17 protein-coding genes are annotated in these 16,951 nt (G+C 42.8%); all 17 read right to left on the reverse strand.

Features of this window, described 5'->3' with window-relative positions; translation table 11 throughout:
* Window positions 1-516 precede the first annotated feature (516 nt).
* Window positions 517-1,827, reverse strand: a complete 1,311-nt coding sequence (gene murA, locus FXW34_RS15685; protein WP_147534956.1) for a UDP-N-acetylglucosamine 1-carboxyvinyltransferase — start codon at window positions 1,825-1,827, stop codon at window positions 517-519.
* Between the two features lie 33 nt (window positions 1,828-1,860).
* Window positions 1,861-2,634 carry a YwmB family TATA-box binding protein gene (locus FXW34_RS15690; protein ID WP_187118985.1) on the reverse strand — a complete coding sequence of 258 codons (774 nt, stop codon included), beginning with the start codon at window positions 2,632-2,634 and terminating at the stop codon, window positions 1,861-1,863.
* A gap of 343 nt (window positions 2,635-2,977) precedes the next feature.
* Window positions 2,978-3,214 carry a DUF1146 family protein gene (locus FXW34_RS15695; RefSeq protein ID WP_147534958.1) on the reverse strand — a complete coding sequence of 79 codons (237 nt, stop codon included), beginning with the start codon at window positions 3,212-3,214 and terminating at the stop codon, window positions 2,978-2,980.
* Window positions 3,215-3,358: 144 nt separating this feature from the next.
* A complete protein-coding gene (locus FXW34_RS15700; protein ID WP_147534959.1) occupies window positions 3,359-3,541 on the reverse strand; it encodes an H-type small acid-soluble spore protein in 183 nt (60 codons plus the stop codon).
* Window positions 3,542-3,984: 443 nt separating this feature from the next.
* Window positions 3,985-5,508 carry an NADH-quinone oxidoreductase subunit NuoN gene (gene nuoN / locus FXW34_RS15705; protein WP_147534960.1) on the reverse strand — a complete coding sequence of 508 codons (1,524 nt, stop codon included), beginning with the start codon at window positions 5,506-5,508 and terminating at the stop codon, window positions 3,985-3,987.
* A 6-nt stretch (window positions 5,509-5,514) separates the two neighbouring features.
* Complete coding sequence (locus FXW34_RS15710; RefSeq protein WP_147534961.1) at window positions 5,515-7,029, reverse strand: complex I subunit 4 family protein; 1,515 nt, start codon at window positions 7,027-7,029, stop codon at window positions 5,515-5,517.
* The gene (gene nuoL, locus FXW34_RS15715) at window positions 7,030-8,895 is read right to left on the reverse strand and encodes an NADH-quinone oxidoreductase subunit L (protein ID WP_147534962.1); all 1,866 of its coding nucleotides are present in this window, start codon (window positions 8,893-8,895) and stop codon (window positions 7,030-7,032) included.
* Between the two features lie 53 nt (window positions 8,896-8,948).
* Window positions 8,949-9,263 carry an NADH-quinone oxidoreductase subunit NuoK gene (gene nuoK, locus FXW34_RS15720; protein WP_147534963.1) on the reverse strand — a complete coding sequence of 105 codons (315 nt, stop codon included), beginning with the start codon at window positions 9,261-9,263 and terminating at the stop codon, window positions 8,949-8,951.
* A complete protein-coding gene (locus FXW34_RS15725; RefSeq protein ID WP_147534964.1) occupies window positions 9,264-9,776 on the reverse strand; it encodes an NADH-quinone oxidoreductase subunit J in 513 nt (170 codons plus the stop codon).
* Complete coding sequence (gene nuoI, locus FXW34_RS15730) at window positions 9,773-10,192, reverse strand: NADH-quinone oxidoreductase subunit NuoI (protein ID WP_147534965.1); 420 nt, start codon at window positions 10,190-10,192, stop codon at window positions 9,773-9,775. Before nuoI ends, FXW34_RS15725 begins: the two co-directional genes overlap by 4 nt.
* 78 nt (window positions 10,193-10,270) lie before the next feature.
* Entirely contained in the window at window positions 10,271-11,278 is a 1,008-nt protein-coding gene (nuoH, locus tag FXW34_RS15735) for an NADH-quinone oxidoreductase subunit NuoH (protein ID WP_147534966.1), read from the reverse strand.
* On the reverse strand, window positions 11,278-12,378 hold the full coding sequence (locus FXW34_RS15740; RefSeq protein ID WP_147534967.1) for an NADH-quinone oxidoreductase subunit D: 1,101 nt from the start codon (window positions 12,376-12,378) through the stop codon (window positions 11,278-11,280). The genes nuoH and FXW34_RS15740 overlap by 1 nt, the downstream gene beginning before the upstream one ends.
* Before the next feature lie 3 nt (window positions 12,379-12,381).
* Complete coding sequence (locus tag FXW34_RS15745) at window positions 12,382-13,590, reverse strand: NADH-quinone oxidoreductase subunit C (protein ID WP_147534968.1); 1,209 nt, start codon at window positions 13,588-13,590, stop codon at window positions 12,382-12,384.
* A 3-nt stretch (window positions 13,591-13,593) separates the two neighbouring features.
* Window positions 13,594-14,106: a NuoB/complex I 20 kDa subunit family protein gene (locus FXW34_RS15750; RefSeq protein WP_147534969.1), complete on the reverse strand. Its 513-nt coding sequence runs from the start codon at window positions 14,104-14,106 to the stop codon at window positions 13,594-13,596.
* Window positions 14,097-14,471 (reverse strand): NADH-quinone oxidoreductase subunit A, encoded by a 375-nt coding sequence (locus tag FXW34_RS15755; RefSeq protein WP_147534970.1) that lies wholly within the window; start codon window positions 14,469-14,471, stop codon window positions 14,097-14,099. Before FXW34_RS15755 ends, FXW34_RS15750 begins: the two co-directional genes overlap by 10 nt.
* Before the next feature lie 545 nt (window positions 14,472-15,016).
* Window positions 15,017-15,424, reverse strand: coding sequence for a F0F1 ATP synthase subunit epsilon (locus FXW34_RS15760; protein ID WP_147534971.1), 408 nt, complete (start codon window positions 15,422-15,424; stop codon window positions 15,017-15,019).
* A gap of 22 nt (window positions 15,425-15,446) precedes the next feature.
* The gene (gene atpD / locus FXW34_RS15765) at window positions 15,447-16,868 is read right to left on the reverse strand and encodes a F0F1 ATP synthase subunit beta (protein ID WP_147534972.1); all 1,422 of its coding nucleotides are present in this window, start codon (window positions 16,866-16,868) and stop codon (window positions 15,447-15,449) included.
* Window positions 16,869-16,951: the final 83 nt, after the last annotated feature.

The following is a 16,951-nucleotide window of genomic DNA, read 5'->3' on the forward strand; positions in this document are numbered from 1 at the left end:
TGCTCCTTTTGTAGAAGATGAGGGAACAAGTATGGTCTATCTCTTCTACAATAGGAGCCTTTTTATTTTTTAGAAATTAATTAAGTCACTTTTACATATTTTTCAAGTCGTGCAACGCTAGTGGGACAGACCCCCAACACTGTGCTACGGTGATGCAACGGGGGACTGGCCCCCAACACGGTGGTGCGGTGATGCAACGGGGGACTGGCACCCAACACGGTGATGCGGTGATGCAACGGGGGACAGACCCCCATCACGGTGATGCGGTGATGCAACGGGGGACTGGCACCCAGCACTGTAATGCGGTGATGCACCGGGGGACAGACCCCCAGCACGGTGATGCGGTGATGCGGCGAGGGACAGACCCCCAGCACGGTGATGCGGTGATGCACCGGGGGACTGGCCCCCAGCACTGTGATGCGGTGATGCATCCCATATATACAAAAAACCGAAGCTGAGCACAATTGCTCAAGCTTCGGTCGTCCATGCAATATTAAATTTTACAAAAACAAAAAATTACGCATTTAAATCCGAAACAATTTTCGTTTCGTGAGCAAGGCTTACTTCTTCTTCTTTGACACGTTCGATGTCGGCACCAAGAAGACGAAGCTTTTCGTGGAAGTTCACGTAGCCGCGATCTAAGTGTTTCAACTCAGTCACGCGTGTCACGCCATCTGCGACAAGGCCAGTCAAAATCAAGGATGCTGCGGCACGAAGATCAGTTGCAGCAACTTCTGCACCTTGCAGATTAGATGGTCCATTCATAATGACAGAACGGCCTTCGATTTTGATTTCGGCGTTCATGCGACGGAATTCTTCAACGTGCATGAAACGATTCTCAAATACGGTTTCGGTAATCATGCTCGTACCGCGCGCTCGCAACAACAACGCCATCATTTGTGATTGCATATCTGTTGGGAAGCCCGGATGAGGCATGGTTTTAATATCAACTGGTTTTAATAGGTCTGGACCAATAACGCGAACACCGTCATTTTCCTCGGCGATCTCGACGCCCATTTCTTCCATTTTCGCAATTAGAGAGGTTAAATGCTCTGGCACAGCTCCTTGAACAAGTACGTTTCCACCTGTAATCGCTGCAGCTACCATGAACGTTCCAGCCTCAACACGGTCAGGAATGATCGTATGGTCTGCACCAAATAGAACGTTAACGCCTTCGATACGGATTGTGCCGGTACCAGCGCCGCGAACCTTCGCACCCATGGCGTTAAGGAAGTTAGCTAAATCAACAATTTCAGGCTCCTTCGCTGCATTCTCGATCACAGTTGTACCGACTGCAAGCGTTGCCGCCATCATGATATTTTCTGTTGCACCGACGCTTGGAAAATCAAGATATATTTTCGCACCTTTAAGTCGATCCTTCACCTCGGCCTCGATGAAGCCGTTGCCAACCTTAACTTCTGCTCCCATTGCTTCAAAACCTTTTAAATGCTGGTCAATTGGACGTGAGCCAATCGCACAGCCGCCAGGAAGAGCTACTCGGGCACGGCCATTTCGAGCAAGCAGTGAGCCCATCACTAAAACAGATGCACGCATTTTACGAACGTATTCGAAAGGTGCCTCTTCCTTTAATGGTTTCGACGCATCTACAGTTACTAAATTATTATGAAACTCCACTCCGGCATTTAAGAAACGTAGCACTTCATTAATCGTGTATACATCGGAGAGAGCTGGTACATCACGAATTACGCTTTTTCCGTCACTTGCTAATAATGTTGCAGCGAGCACAGGCAAAACGGCATTTTTTGCCCCTTCTACTTTAACGGTACCGCTAAGCCTATTTCCGCCGCGGACGATGATTTTTTCCAAAGTGTATTCCCCTCCGCGTCCATTTTCTCTATATTAATATTCAATCGTAATGATTGGTGTGCCAACAACAAGGGTTGTCTTTGCGCCCATTCCTTGTGTTCGCAAGGCCAATTGTAGGTTTATGCTTTCTTGGTTTCTTTTTAGCGATTCGGCGAATAAAGGCGAAGCAGCCGTTACAGAAATAAATGATTCTTCAGATAGAGACTCTATTTCATTCGCATTCAATGCTTTTAATAAACCTTTTGTTGTTGTAGACAAAGTCGATATCATCTTATCATCTAATTCCGCTTGTACACAAGAGAAAATTTGTGGCTTTGTACGAAAGATATTAGAAAATGTCGAACGCAACCCAGAATTTAGGTGTTTTACCGTATCCTCTGTCCAGTATTGACCTTTGATTTCATAAATAACATACGCCTGGGTGCTTTGTTTTGTGCGGGTCGAAACAATTTTGACACTTTCTTGGAATGTGGAATGATCTGTGGATAGGGCTGTGGCCTCCCAATGAGCATCGTTGCTTGCTTCAGTCCAGTCCCATGTTGGAAATTGTTTCTTTAAGCTGTTGATATAATTTTCTATGTCCTTCGTATCGCTAACGCTTGTTAATTTTTCTCTTGCATGAATGGACCATTCGTCAATCTCGATATTTTCGCCTTCAATCCGTTCGGCTAAAGTGATTAAATCGATCGCTTCCGGTGCGTTGGAATTTGGTTTCGATTTCGTCGCTTCAGTCGGACGATTCCCGAATTGCACAAGGATAAAACTAATAATGACTAAAATTACCCATTTATTTATATGTTTTTTCATCTTCGAACTCCTCTCCATACTTACATTGTTACCTGAAGAGGAGCTTGCATACTTGGGAATTCTCGTCACATTTTGACATTCAGTTTTGCACGTTTCGAATTTCTTATTTTTGTAAAATTTTACTAGCTGTTTTTTTGTAAAAATAAAGCTACTTTAAGATTTTAAATTAAATTAATGTTGTTACGTTTCTTATGTAAGATAAACAACACCACCATGAATTGTACTGAATTAGTTTACGTTTGGGAACATGTAGGAAGACCTATATTTTTGACAAATAGATGTAATTACCTTAAAAATATTTAAATATTCTAACTATTATTGATTTTCCTACTAAAGTTCATCTTTATGGTAACAACGCTGGTAGCTGCTTTGACCAAAGTAGGTAATCTAGGAAAAAATTGCTAACCGCTGAACCGAGTACAATCGATAATATTATATATAGTAATCTAGCTTGCACGACGTGATTTTTTTTGATAATTTTCTCGATCTGTAGCGCCTGGATTGCCCACCAAGCAACCCCAATGAAGACAAGATGTGACACGATTGAGAGCAGTGCCTGCTGTCCAAAGTCGGTTATCATTATTTTTTACCCCCTCCCTTATTTCTCCGCTTGCAGCTTGCCATAATAGATATAGACGTGCAAGTCGTGAAAAGGTTTCATTTCTTTTTAGTTTTACATTTATAAAACCACCTCATGTGTAATAAGGTGGTTTTCTTATGGTGACTATTCTTCAACGAGCTCAGTAATTTCGACTGTTGAACGTTCTTCGAGTCCTGGATGTCTTGAGTGAACGGTCGCGGTTGTACCGTCTTCATTTAATGCGTCAATCCAGACGGATGCCCCATTATATTTTACATCAATTTCGGCTGAGGAAGATAGAATTTGTTTGATTCTTTTTGCATCCATTCGTACACACTCCCTTTATTTTATGGAATCCATCCTAGTTTTTGATGGTTGAGGTGTTTTATGTATGGAAATTTCGGGGTTCTGGCGTAATTGTGACTCGTTTCAGTCGGTGGATTAACGTGATTTTGTATTTATCGACGCATTTTCGGAATTTATCGACGCAAATTAAGAATTTATCGACGAATTTTACAAGTTTATCGACGCAAATTGAGAGTTTATCGACGTAAGTGGACAATGTCACACCCCCGCCACCAATACATCAAACATCCATAAAAAAAAGAAAGGGGCAAGTCGCGCGCACCCTTTCTCTTAAACCCCTTTTTATTGAATCCGTAATAAATTCTTTCCCAAGAAATATATCCTTTGTTCGTAACTTTATTTTACAATAATTTCGTAATTATTTCCAATTTTTTGTCCCAAGCCTTGAATCCCAAGCTTCTAGCCTATTGTTGGAAGAAATCAGCGAAATTCCTAAATTGGCTGTCGATGAAGTCGTAAGCTGTGTCTGGTGCCAAACCTAATACCAATGTACCGATGACACAGATTACAATTACAACTGCTACACCAATTGGCACGGACAGCTTAGGTGCATTTGCACCGCCTGCAGCCGGACGGAAGAACATTTGCGTCATGATGCCGAAGTAGTACACATACGATACAACTGTTGTGGCAATCATAATTGAAGCCAATACGTAATGAGCTGGTTGGTCAACCAATGCGCCCATGAAAATGTTTAGCTTACCGATAAATCCTGCTGTTCCCGGGAAACCAGCAAGCGACAGAATCGAGATTCCCATCGCCACGGCTAGTAGCGGTGAACGGCGGTATAGACCGGCAAAATGTTTAATGTCTTCTGAATCATGACCACGAGTAACGAGGCTAATAATTGCAAATGCTGCTAAGTTCATAAATAAGTAAGCTGCTAAATAAAACCATAATGTATTAAACATAAATTGTAAGGTCACGAAGCATACCAATAAGTAACCTGCGTGAGCAATACTTGAATAGGCAAACATCCGCTTTACATTCGTTTGACGAAGGGCCACGACGTTTCCGATGATCATCGTGATACCTGCTAAAGCAGCAATATAATCTTGGAGCTGATAGAAAATTGGCGTTGAGCCTGCACCCTCAGTCGGAATGCGGATAAAAATGAATAAGAACATCCGAGCCATCAACACAAAGCCCGCAGTCTTTGATACTACGCTCAAGAAAGCTGTCACCGGTGTTGGCGCTCCTTGGTAAACGTCCGGAGCCCACATATGGAACGGCGCAGTCGCTAGCTTGAACGACAGTCCGACGAAAACAATAAAGAAAGCTAGGCCGAGCAAGTAAACCATTTGCGTATCAGCAACGGTTTGAGCTGCTGCCGCTACCTGCATTAAGTTGGTTGAGCCGGTTAAGCCGTACACATAGCTCAAACCAAACAAGGTGATGGCTGTGGCAATACTGCCGTTCACGACGTATTTCATTGCTGATTCGTTGGATTGTAAGTTTTTCTTTTTCATACCAGCAAGTATATAAGAAGAGATTGAAAGCAATTCAAGTCCGACGAACATTGTGATGATGTCGCCGCTTGACGACATGATCATTGCCCCTAACAAAGCAGTTAGAAACAAGTAGAAATATTCGCCACGGTAATTTTCAAGTCCCTCTTTTGTATCATCACTGATTGCTAAAATTAAAACTAATGCAGCACCGCCAAGCATTAATAGCTTAAACGCCTTTGCAAATGAATCAAGTCGGAACGTATCGTGAAGAATGGAAGTCACATCAAGTTGGAATAGTCCAGCAAGTGAAACCATTGCGAGCAGGATACCAGCAACTCCAATCCAGCCGATGTTGCGACGATCAACGCTTTTTGGCATGAACAAATCGAGCAAGGACATCAGGGTTGCAACGATTAGGATAATGAATTCAGGAGCCATGACTCTCCATTCAAATGATAATAGCGTATCTAGATCCATCCTTCATCACCCCCCTATTCCTTGCATGATAGTTTCAATTGTTGATGTGAGCGGCTCGCTTAATAGCGTCGGATAAACACCAATTAACACGATGAGACCCATTAATGCAAACACTGGAATCATTTCAACCGCTTTTAAATCAGTAATACCTGCGAATTCTCGTTCTGCTTTTCCAAAAGTCATTCCGAGTACTGCACGCAGCAAGTAAACGGCTGTCATAATAATGCCAAGTGCTCCGACTGCCGCAAGAACAGGCATTTCTTTAAATAAGCCCATGAACGCCATAAATTCGCTGACGAATCCAGACATACCTGGTAAGCCGAGTGATGCCATAGCGCCGGCTAGTAAAAATCCAGCTGTAAGTGGCATCCCCTTAGCAAGTCCACCTAAATTATCAATCTTCGTCGTATGTGTTCTTTCATACATCACACCTACTAAGAAGAACAATAGTGCAGAGATTAATCCGTGAGAGACAACTTGGAAAATCGCCCCTTGAATTCCCGCTTCATTTAATGCTGCTAAACCGATTAAGACGATACCCATATGGGAGATCGAAGAGTAAGCAAGCACCATTTTGAAATCTGATTGGATAAACGCTAGGAATGCACCGTATAACAGGTTGATAACCCCTAGCACTGCTAGTACAACAGCAATTTCTTTAAATTGCTGTGGGAAAATTCCCATTCCGAAGCGAATGATACCGAATGCCCCAATTTTCAAAAGAATACCGGAGTGAATCATAACGATTGAAGGCGGTGCTTCAACGTGTACCTTCAGCATCCATGTATGAAGAGGGAAGATTGGTAGCTTCACCCCAAAGGCAACCATTAAGGCAACGAGCATTCCGAACTTCGCCGCTTCGGAAATTGGCGCAATCAGCTCGCCCCCTTCATTGTTCATAAAGAACTTTAACGCTTCGATATTTGATGTTCCTGTGCGAGCGAACAAAATCATAATAACAATTAATAAAATGGCAGAGCCTAAACCGTTGTAGACTAAAAAGCTATAGGCTGCTTTTTCTTTGTCAAAATAACCCCATTTACCGATAAGGAAGAACATTGGTACGAGAGTTACCTCAAAGAAAATAAAGAATAAAATCAAGTTTTGTGCGGTAAACACGCCGAGCATTCCGACTTCAAGCAATAGGAATAGCATGAAGTAGCCTTTCCATTCCTTTTTAATATGAATGGAAGCAATCGCTGCAAGGCTTGCCACAACTGATGTTAAAACGACCATGATAAGCGAAAATTCATCAACGCCAACCTCATAATCAACCGCGAATAAATAATCCGCCTCAAAACGTCCGAACTGAACCCAGTTTACTTTTTCCGCTAATAGCGCAAGATTTGCCCCATTCAAATATTGGATGAAGGCAACGATTGAAAACACTGCCGCTGGAAGAGTAGCGATAAAACCGATGATTTTTATCGTATCTTCCTTCGTCTTTGGAACAAATGCTAACACCAAAATACCTAATAATGGGGAGAAAATTAAGATGGATAAGAAGTTTTCCATATTCATTTATAAGTACCCCCCTGTCAAAGCAAAGATGACAACTAACAACGCAAGACCAACAAAGGCTACCGTACCGTACGTTTGAATTTGTCCGTTTTGGAGCTTAGAGCCCGTTTTGCTAAGCGATTGTACGAAGCCAAGCACTAAATTAATGATTCCTTCCACAAGGAAGATTTCAATAATTTTGAAGAGTTGGCTGATCCATTTTGTCGCTGTTACAACTGTTAGCTGATACAATTCATCGAAATAATATTTATTGTATAAAATGTTGTAAACCATAGGTGCGCTGCCTGATAACCAGTCGCGTGACAAGCTCTTCTTCGCGTACATAAGCCACGCAAGGAAAATACCTGCTAAAGAGACTAAAGTAGCAACGATCATAATCCAGGCTGGACCTTCGATATGGCCGTGGCCAAGTGCTTCGTTTCCTTCAGTAAGCCAATCGCCTAAGAAGGTTCCGAACCAAGGTGTGTTCACATATCCTGCGACAACCGCTAGCACACCTAGTACCATCATTGGTACAGTCATTACGCTTGGTGACTCGTGTACATTTTTCATTTCACTGCGTGCCTGGCCTGCAAAAACCATAAAGAACAAGCGGAACATATAGAATGCTGTAAAGAATGCAGCAATGACAGCAAGCCAGAATTGTACAACATTACCTGATTCCCATGCTGCGATTAAAATTTCGTCTTTACTGAAGAATCCTGAAAATAACGGTACACCGCTGATTGCTAATGTTCCAATTAAGAATAAAGGACCAGTAATTTTTAATTTTTTCCATAGTCCACCCATTTTTTCGATGTCCTGAGTGTGGACAGCATGAATGACGCTTCCTGCTGCTAGGAATAGCAAGGCCTTAAAGAAAGCGTGTGTCATTAAATGGAATACACCTGCTACATAGCCTGCAGAACCAAGTGCAAGCATCATGTAACCGAGCTGACTCACCGTTGAGTAAGCGAGCACTCGTTTAATATCCGTTTGAACAAGGCCGATGCTGGCTGCAAAAATCGCCGTAATAGCCCCAACCGTTGCAACTGTTAGCATCGCAGTTTCACTTGCTTCAAATAACGGGAAGAGTGTAGCTACTAAGTAAACCCCTGCTGCAACCATTGTTGCGGCGTGGATTAATGCTGAAACTGGCGTTGGACCTTCCATTGCGTCCGGTAACCAGGTGTGAAGCGGAAATTGACCGGATTTACCAACCGCTCCAATAAAGATTAAGATCGCTGTTAAGGTAATCCAACCGCCAGAAATTACCCCTTCTTCAACAGCTCTAAAGATATCATCATATTCAAAGCTACCAACCTGCCAGAATAACAGAATCATTCCGATTAATAAGCCAACGTCACCGATACGTGTCATAATGAAGGCTTTTTTGGCTGCAGCCTTTGCTTCTTCTTTGTAAAAATAAAAACCGATTAATAGGAAAGAACCTACACCAACGAGTTCCCAGAAAATATACGTTTGTAATAAATTAGGTGATAAAACTAAACCGAGCATCGCAAACGTAAACAGTCCAAGATACGCATAGAATACCGAAATTCGGTCATCCCCGTGCATATAACCCTTTGAATAGGTATGTACTAGTAAACTGACGAGCGATACGATTACTAGCATTAATGCATTTAATTGATTCACTTCAAAACCCGCTGTTATCACGGTATCCCCGAACGAAAGCCAGGTGGCCTCGCTCTTAAATGTTGATGCTGTAAAGCGTTCGAACAGCACCACTAAAGAGTAAATAAATGTGGCCAATGTTAATAGGATTCCGATATAGGCACTCGCTTCTTTAAGTCGTTTACCGACAAGAAGTAGGATGAAAAACGATAAAAGCGGGAAAAGCGGTATGATCCATGCATTCTCCATCAATATCACATTCCCCTTTTTTTACGCGTTGTTAGGCTAGTAGCCCTGCGTCTAATTTAATGCTTCATTATGTCCATTTCGTCGACGTTAACAGTTTTCTTGTTGCGGTAAAGGGCAATTAGGATTGCTAGCCCTAGTGCTGCTTCTGCGGCAGCGACCGCCATTGTGAATAAGGCAAAAATCTGTCCGTCAATCGATGGAACTACACCGTATTTGCTGAAGGTAACTAGGTTGATGTTGACGGCATTGAGCATGAGCTCAATTGAAATGAGCACGATAACCATGTTTCTTTTAGTTAAAGCACCGTAAAGACCGATTGAGAACAAAATAAGTGCAAGTGTTAAATATACTGAAATTGGCACTGAGCTCATTTATTTTTCCGCCTCCTTTTCGTCGTCTTTTTTGGCAAGGACAATCGCTCCTATTAACGCCACTAAAAGAACAACAGAAGTTACTTCAAACGGAATCACAAATTTGGTATAAATGGCTTCCCCAATTTGCTTAGTATTGTTTTCATGTAACGCAAGCTCGCTAGCTGGTAGCTCAAGATTATAAATACCAAAGTAGACAGCAGCTGCAAAGCCAACGACTCCTAGGAAGACGAAGAATTTGCGTAAGCGTCCAGTCTTTGGCTCCTCTACATCATCGTGTCGGGTTAACATGATTCCGAACATCATGATGATGGTGATAGCACCGGAATAAATTAAGATCTGTACTCCGGCAATGAATTCCGCTGATAAAAGGATGTAAATCCCTGCGATACTAATAAAGGTAAGCACTAGGGCTAATACCGCTTGAACAACTCCACGGAGGTTCAAGAGTAGCACCCCGCCGATAATTCCGACGAGGGCGAGACCCATAAATGCGATTAATTCACCCGTCATGGTTTATTCACCTGCCGAACATTCTCATCATTTTCGTCTAGCCATTCGAGGTTTTTAAATAAATCATCACGACTGTATGTGGCAAGCTCAAAGTTATTGGTCATGACAATCGCCTCGGTTGGGCACACCTCTGTGCACAGGTCGCAGAGGATACAGATTTCAAAATTAATATCATATGTGTCGATGATTTTCCCCTTTTTGGTTGGGTCCGGGTGTTTTTTGCCTGTTAATTGAATACAGTCAGTCGGGCAAATCGTGGCACATTGATTACATACGATACATTTTTCCGGATAGAATTTTTGAATGCCTCTAAATCGATCCGGTAGCGGCAGTGGCTCGTTTGGATAGTCATAAGTTAACTTATCCCGCGTCAGGTTCTTTAGGGTATACTTCAAGCCTTTCGCTAATCCAAGCATGTAATGTTCACCCCTTTTTTATTTCTTCACAGTGTGTATGATTGTGACTGTTTACACGAGCACAACCCTTGTTTATTTTTAAAATAAGTTAATAAGTTCCTTAATTAACGCTGTTAAGAAGATGTTTGCTAGCGCTACGGGTAGGAGTACTTTCCAGCCGAATTCCATTAATTGGTCGGCGCGGACACGCGGGAAGGTACTTCGAATCCATAGTAGGAAGAAGACTACTCCAGTGAATTTTAGCGCAAACCATACTGCTCCTGGTATGAAACCAAGGAATGGAAGCGGCAGCCAACCACCTAAGAAAATTGCGGTAATTAGTGCGGACATCGCAAACATATAAACATATTCAGTGAGCATGAAGAATGCCCAGCGGAACCCTGAGTATTCAGTGAAATATCCGGCAACTAGTTCGTTCTCTGCTTCTGGTAAGTCAAATGGTACCCGGTTCAATTCGGCAACAGCTGCAATGATGAACACTATGAATGCGACCGGCTGTAATAAAATATACCAGCCATCCTGTTGAGCAGCGACAATATCGTTTAAATTTAAACTTCCAGTTAATAAGATAATTCCAAGCACGGACATTACCAGTGGAATTTCATAGGAAATCATTTGGGCTGCAGCACGCATACCACCGAGTAATGAGTATTTATTATTGGAAGCCCATGCTCCTGTTAAAATTCCGACAATGGTCATCCCTGAAATCGCAACGTAATATAACAAGCCGATTCCCACATCAGCAAACTGAAGCTTGTCTGTGAACGGAATTGTAGCAATAACCATAAAAGATGGTGCAAATGCTAGAATAGGAGCCACGATGAATAACGGCTTATCTGCAAGCTTTGGAATCGTATCTTCTTTTAATAGAAGCTTTAAAACGTCAGCAACTGTTTGCAATAGTCCGAATTTTCCACCTAGCTGATCTGGACCTTTACGTAGCTGGATGAAACCCATTACCTTCCGTTCAGCAAGAATTGCGTAGGTAACGAACCCTAGAATAACCAACAGCAGCACCGTTGCAAGTAAGAAAAATATTCCGAAGTTCAACCAACCTGGGCTGGAATATAGTAAATCCTCAATCATTAGCCGTCCACCTCCCCGAGGACAATATCAATCGCACCTAAAATGGCAATTAGATTTGAAATATTTTCGCCCTCTAAAAGCTTAGGGAGAATTTGCAGATTGTAGAAAGAAGGTCTGCGGAATTTCAAACGGTATGGTTCTTTTTTACCATCACTGGCAATATAGCAACCAATCTCGCCGCGTGGAGATTCAATGCGGACAAAGCCCTCTCCTTTTGGTGCTTTAATTATTTTTGGCACCTTGGCCAGTACTGGACCTTCAGCAGGGAATTGCTCTACTGCCTGCTCAAGGATATTGAGTGATTGCTCAATTTCTTCTAAACGCAAATGATAACGGGCGAGACAGTCACCCTCATCGCGAACAGGTACATCGAATTCGAAACGATCATAGATTGAGTATGGCTCATCCTTACGAAGGTCCCATTTCACTCCTGTTGAGCGAAGGTTAATACCACTTAATGAATAATTTAAAGCGTCTTCCTTCGTATAGAAACCAACACCCTTAACACGATTTAGGAAGATTTCATTTCCTGATACTAAAGTGTGATAGCCCTTTAATTCTTGACGCATGTAAGGGATGAATTCACGTAATTTATCAATCCAGCCTTCTGGAGCATCCCATTTTACACCGCCAACACGCATGTAGTTAAACGTTAAGCGTGCACCTGATAGCTCGGCAAGCATATTAATGATCATTTCACGCTCGCGGAATGCATACAGGAATGGACTTGTTGCCCCTAAGTCTAGCAAGAAAGTTCCCCACCAAACTAAGTGGCTGGCAATGCGGCCAAGCTCCATTACGATGACGCGTAAATATTCAGCGCGCTCTGGAATCTCAAGTCCCATCATCGTTTCAACAGCATGGACAAGTACGTAATTGTTAGTCATAGAGGATAGATAGTCCAAGCGGTCTGTATAAGGAATAATTTGAGTATATTGTAGATCTTCAGCTAGTTTTTCGGTACCGCGGTGCAAGTAACCAATGACTGGAATCGCTTCCGTAATCATCTCACCGTCAATTTTAACGACTAAGCGGAATACTCCGTGGGTACTAGGATGCTGCGGTCCGATGTTAAGCATCATTTCTTCTGTACGTATCATTGTTTATACCTCCACATCATACTGTTCATAATCTTTGCGGAGTGGGTATCCGACCCAATCCTCACCAAGGAAGATACGATGGAGGTTTGGATGACCCTGGAATTTTATCCCTAGTAAGTCGTATGCCTCACACTCAGGCCAATCGGCACCTGCCCAAAGTGGCTGCAGTGATTCGATTTCTGGCTGGTCGCGATCAATCTTTACTTTTAAAGCAACAGATTGACGGTTTTTATAGGAGTAGAGGTGTACGTACACTTCCATATGGGTTTCAAAGTCCGTACCATGCAGCTCTGATAAATAATCGAAGCCAAGCTGCTCATTGTATTTTAAGAACTGGGCTACTTTAAAATAAGTATCGCGTTTCGCTACTAATGTAGGTACATCTTTTGAAAGCTTATTAATATAAGAATCTTCTAAAACTTCTTTACCAAGGTGCTCTTCAATGACCCGAACGTATTTATCAAGGTACTCTTGATTTGGTGACGGCTGTTCCTCAACAGGTTCTGTGGATGCTGCAGTAGCTCCTGCACCGGCAGCTTTTGCTTTCGCTGCGGCTGCGGCGGCGGCTTTCGCTTTCGCGGCTGCGATGGCTTTTGCTTTTTCATCGTCTGTTGCGGCTGCTCCACCACCTGCTGCTTTCGCTTTTGCTGCGGCTGCGGCCTTTGCTTTTGCGGCTGCGATGGCTTTCGCTTTTTCATCGTCCGTTGCGGCTGCTCCACCAGCTGCTGCTGCTTTCGCTTTTGCGGCTGCGGCGGCTTTCGCTTTTGCTGCGGCGGCAGCTTTTGCCTTAGCATCTGCATCAGCTGGAGCTTGAGCTTCTGCTTCAGTTGCTTGCTCCGTAGCTTTTTGCTTGGCTAGTGCTGCGGCCTTTGCTTTCGCAGCTGCGGCAGCTTTCGCCTTTGCGGCTGCTGCGGCCTTTGCCTTAGCATCTGCATCAGCTGGAGCTTGAGCTTCTGCTTGTGGCTCTGCTTCAGCTGCTTGCTCTGTAGCTTTTTGCTTGGCTAGTGCTGCAGCCTTTGCTTTTGCGGCTGCAGCGGCCTTTGCCTTAGCATCAGCTGGAGCTTGAGCTTCTGCTTGTGGCTCTGCTTCAGCTGCTTGCTCTGTAGCTTTTTGCTTGGCTAGTGCTGCGGCCTTTGCTTTTGCGGCTGCGGCGGCTTTCGCCTTTGCGGCAGCTTCTTTCTTTATTTGTTCAATATCTTTTTCCCCGCTCATCGATTACAGCACCTTCTTCCCGGTTTTCGCCTCGTAGCGGATCTTTTCTTTTAATTTATTAATTCCATAGATTAATGCCGCTGGATTTGGAGGGCATCCAGGAATATAGACATCCACTGGGACGATTTGATCAACACCCTTAACTACTGAATAGGAACGCACATAAGGTCCCCCCGCAGTAGCACAGGATCCCATTGCGATCACCCATTTTGGTTCCGGAATTTGGTCATAAAGACGGCGAAGGATTGGCGCCATTTTCTTAGTAACTGTCCCGGAAACAATCATACAGTCTGACTGACGTGGCGATGCCCGGAAGATGGTTCCGAAACGGTCCAAGTCATATGCAGCCGAACCTGTGCCCATCATTTCGATGGCACAGCAAGCTAGGCCAAAAGTCATAGGCCACAACGAATTACTAGTTGCCCAAGCTTTGACCTGTTCTAATGTTGTAAAAAACACAGTCCGTTTGATCTCTTCCATTTCTTGAGGAGAAATATCTTTTAAGCTTAAATCCATTTGAGCACCTTCTTTTTCCAGGCATAGATGAGTCCGATAAGAAGCATGATGACGAAAATTGACATTTCGATTAGTGCAAAAATCCCTAACTTTTCGTAGGCAACAGCCCATGGGTACAAGAATACAGTTTCTACATCAAAAACAACAAACATAAGTGCAAAAATATAATAGCGAACATTGAACTGGACCCTTGCATCATGGAATGGATCTAGACCGCTTTCGTAAGTGGTATATTTCTCAGCACTCGGTTTATATGGCCGAAGTAACCTTCCAAGTGTCAACGCAACAATTGGTAGTAATACTCCCAGACATAGAAACACAAAGACAATCAGATAATTATTCTGATACAGGTTGAGTAAATCCATGCCCATACCTCCCTATGTCATAAAATTTTCATATTTTCTTTTTGTAACCGATAACATTATATCACTGTTACAATTTTGTGTCGACAAACCGTTACTATTTTTACCAAAGTGAATTTCTTGACAAATAATCGTATTTCTTGTCGATAAACCCTTATTTTTTGCGCTTTTTTAGTGATTAGAAAACAAAAATCGACATGATCCTGTCGACATACCTAGTTATCAACATTACCCTCATACATATATGATTTAATATTATTCAAATATCAGATTACTTATCAGTAAAACTTGTTAAATACCTTAAATAGTCATAATAGTTAAAAAATTACATTCGCAATTTATTTTTTTCTAAAAATTTCCACAAACTACAAACCGCAAAAATTTATAGGTTCTTTAACGGGTTCACAAATACAAAACACTTGTATCACTGCATAACGATTCACTAATATTACGTCATGAAAGTGAGTAAAATAGATAGCTAGGATATTGACCAGACTCAGCTTTCACAAAAAAACACCCCCTGAGCGAGCGCTCAGAGAGTGTTTGGATTATGCTTTATGTTGTGCAACAGTGATACGGTTGATGGCACGTTTTAGTGCAAGCTCGGCACGTCTAAAATCAAGATCTTCTTGTTTATGTTCACGTAGGCGTTGCTCAGCACGTTCTTTTGCACGAAGGGCACGTTCGACATCGATGTCTTCAGCTTTTTCCGCAGTTTGCGCCAAAATTGTAACTTGTTCTGGACGCACTTCTAGGAATCCACCATTAACGGCCACGAATTCTGTTTTTCCCTCAACTTTTAAGCGAAGGGCTGCAATTTCTAACGGTGCAACCATAGGAATATGTCCTGGTAAAATACCAAGTTCGCCTGTTTGCGCTTTGGAGCTTACCATTTCTACATCCCGATCGTACACCGGGCCATCAGGAGTAACAACATTGACTTTGATCGTCTTCATTTTTTACCCTCCTGGACCGAAATTAGACCTGTACACCCATTTTTTTCGCGTTCTCAACCACATCTTCAATGCGGCCTACGAGACGGAATGCATCTTCTGGAAGGTGGTCATATTTACCTTCAAGAATTTCTTTGAAACCTTTAACAGTTTCTTTAACAGGAACATAAGAACCTGGTTGTCCAGTGAACTGTTCAGCCACGTGGAAGTTTTGAGATAGGAAGTTTTGGATACGACGCGCACGAAGTACGACTAATTTATCATCATCTGATAATTCATCCATACCTAGGATTGCGATAATATCTTGTAACTCTCTATATTTTTGAAGAATTTGTTGTACACTACGAGCTACTTCATAGTGCTCTTCACCAACGATTTCAGGTGATAATGCACGAGAAGTTGAAGCTAGTGGATCCACCGCAGGGTAGATACCCATTTCAGAAAGCTTACGCTCAAGGTTTGTTGTTGCATCTAAGTGAGCGAATGTAGTAGCCGGCGCCGGGTCAGTGTAGTCATCGGCTGGTACGTAAATCGCTTGGATTGAAGTAACAGATCCTACGTTAGTAGAAGTGATACGTTCTTGTAATTTACCCATTTCAGTAGCAAGAGTTGGTTGGTAACCTACGGCAGAAGGCATACGGCCTAATAACGCAGAAACCTCAGAACCTGCTTGAGTGAAACGGAAGATGTTATCCATGAAGAACAACACGTCTTGTCCTTGCTCATCACGGAAATATTCTGCCATAGTCAAACCAGTTAGGGCAACACGCATACGTGCACCTGGTGGCTCGTTCATTTGTCCGAATACCATCGCAGTTTGCTTGATAACGCCTGAGTCAGTCATCTCGTGGTAAAGGTCATTACCTTCACGAGTACGCTCACCTACACCAGCGAATACAGAGATACCGCTGTGCTCTTGGGCGATGTTGTTGATTAATTCTTGGATTAATACGGTTTTACCTACTCCGGCACCACCGAATAGACCGATTTTACCACCTTTGATATAAGGAGCAAGTAAGTCTACTACTTTAATACCAGTTTCAAGGATTTCAACTTCAGTAGAAAGCTGTTCAAAAGAAGGAGCTTCTCTATGAATTGAATCGCGACGAGCATCTGCAGGAATAGCATCAGCTAAGTCAATATTATCACCTAGTACGTTAAATACACGACCAAGAGTAACGTTACCAACTGGTACAGAGATTGGAGCACCAGTGTCAGTTACTTCTACATTACGAGTTAAACCGTCAGTAGATGACATAGCGATCGTACGAACTGTATCGTCACCTAAATGAAGGGCAACTTCAAGGGTTAAGTTAATACTAACTTCAGATTCGTCACGCGCTTGAGTGTTGATTGTTAACGCATTATATAGTTCAGGAAGTTGACCACTTTCGAACTTTACGTCAACAACCGGACCCATAATTTGAAGAACGCGTCCTTTGTTCATCGTTTTCCCTCCTAACATACTCTTACAACAAAATGAGCCATTTGGACTCATGCCTTTTATTGGATAAGGGGTCAACTACCCCT

It is taken from the genome of Bacillus marasmi (genome assembly GCF_902168435.1).
GTDB lineage: Bacteria > Bacillota > Bacilli > Bacillales > Cytobacillaceae > Bacillus_BU > Bacillus_BU marasmi.

Coding starts and splice junctions, on each gene's coding strand:
- FXW34_RS15690 (WP_187118985.1), bottom strand. CDS start 2,634: ATGAAAAAACATATAAATAAATGGGTAATTTTAGTCATTATTAGTTTT.
- FXW34_RS15695 (WP_147534958.1), bottom strand. CDS start 3,214: ATGATAACCGACTTTGGACAGCAGGCACTGCTCTCAATCGTGTCACAT.
- FXW34_RS15700 (WP_147534959.1), bottom strand. CDS start 3,541: ATGGATGCAAAAAGAATCAAACAAATTCTATCTTCCTCAGCCGAAATT.
- nuoN (WP_147534960.1), bottom strand. CDS start 5,508: ATGGATCTAGATACGCTATTATCATTTGAATGGAGAGTCATGGCTCCT.
- FXW34_RS15710 (WP_147534961.1), bottom strand. CDS start 7,029: ATGAATATGGAAAACTTCTTATCCATCTTAATTTTCTCCCCATTATTA.
- nuoK (WP_147534963.1), bottom strand. CDS start 9,263: ATGAGCTCAGTGCCAATTTCAGTATATTTAACACTTGCACTTATTTTG.
- FXW34_RS15725 (WP_147534964.1), bottom strand. CDS start 9,776: ATGACGGGTGAATTAATCGCATTTATGGGTCTCGCCCTCGTCGGAATT.
- nuoI (WP_147534965.1), bottom strand. CDS start 10,192: ATGCTTGGATTAGCGAAAGGCTTGAAGTATACCCTAAAGAACCTGACG.
- nuoH (WP_147534966.1), bottom strand. CDS start 11,278: ATGATTGAGGATTTACTATATTCCAGCCCAGGTTGGTTGAACTTCGGA.
- FXW34_RS15740 (WP_147534967.1), bottom strand. CDS start 12,378: ATGATACGTACAGAAGAAATGATGCTTAACATCGGACCGCAGCATCCT.
- FXW34_RS15745 (WP_147534968.1), bottom strand. CDS start 13,590: ATGAGCGGGGAAAAAGATATTGAACAAATAAAGAAAGAAGCTGCCGCA.
- FXW34_RS15750 (WP_147534969.1), bottom strand. CDS start 14,106: ATGGATTTAAGCTTAAAAGATATTTCTCCTCAAGAAATGGAAGAGATC.
- FXW34_RS15755 (WP_147534970.1), bottom strand. CDS start 14,471: ATGGATTTACTCAACCTGTATCAGAATAATTATCTGATTGTCTTTGTG.
- FXW34_RS15760 (WP_147534971.1), bottom strand. CDS start 15,424: ATGAAGACGATCAAAGTCAATGTTGTTACTCCTGATGGCCCGGTGTAC.
- atpD (WP_147534972.1), bottom strand. CDS start 16,868: ATGAACAAAGGACGCGTTCTTCAAATTATGGGTCCGGTTGTTGACGTA.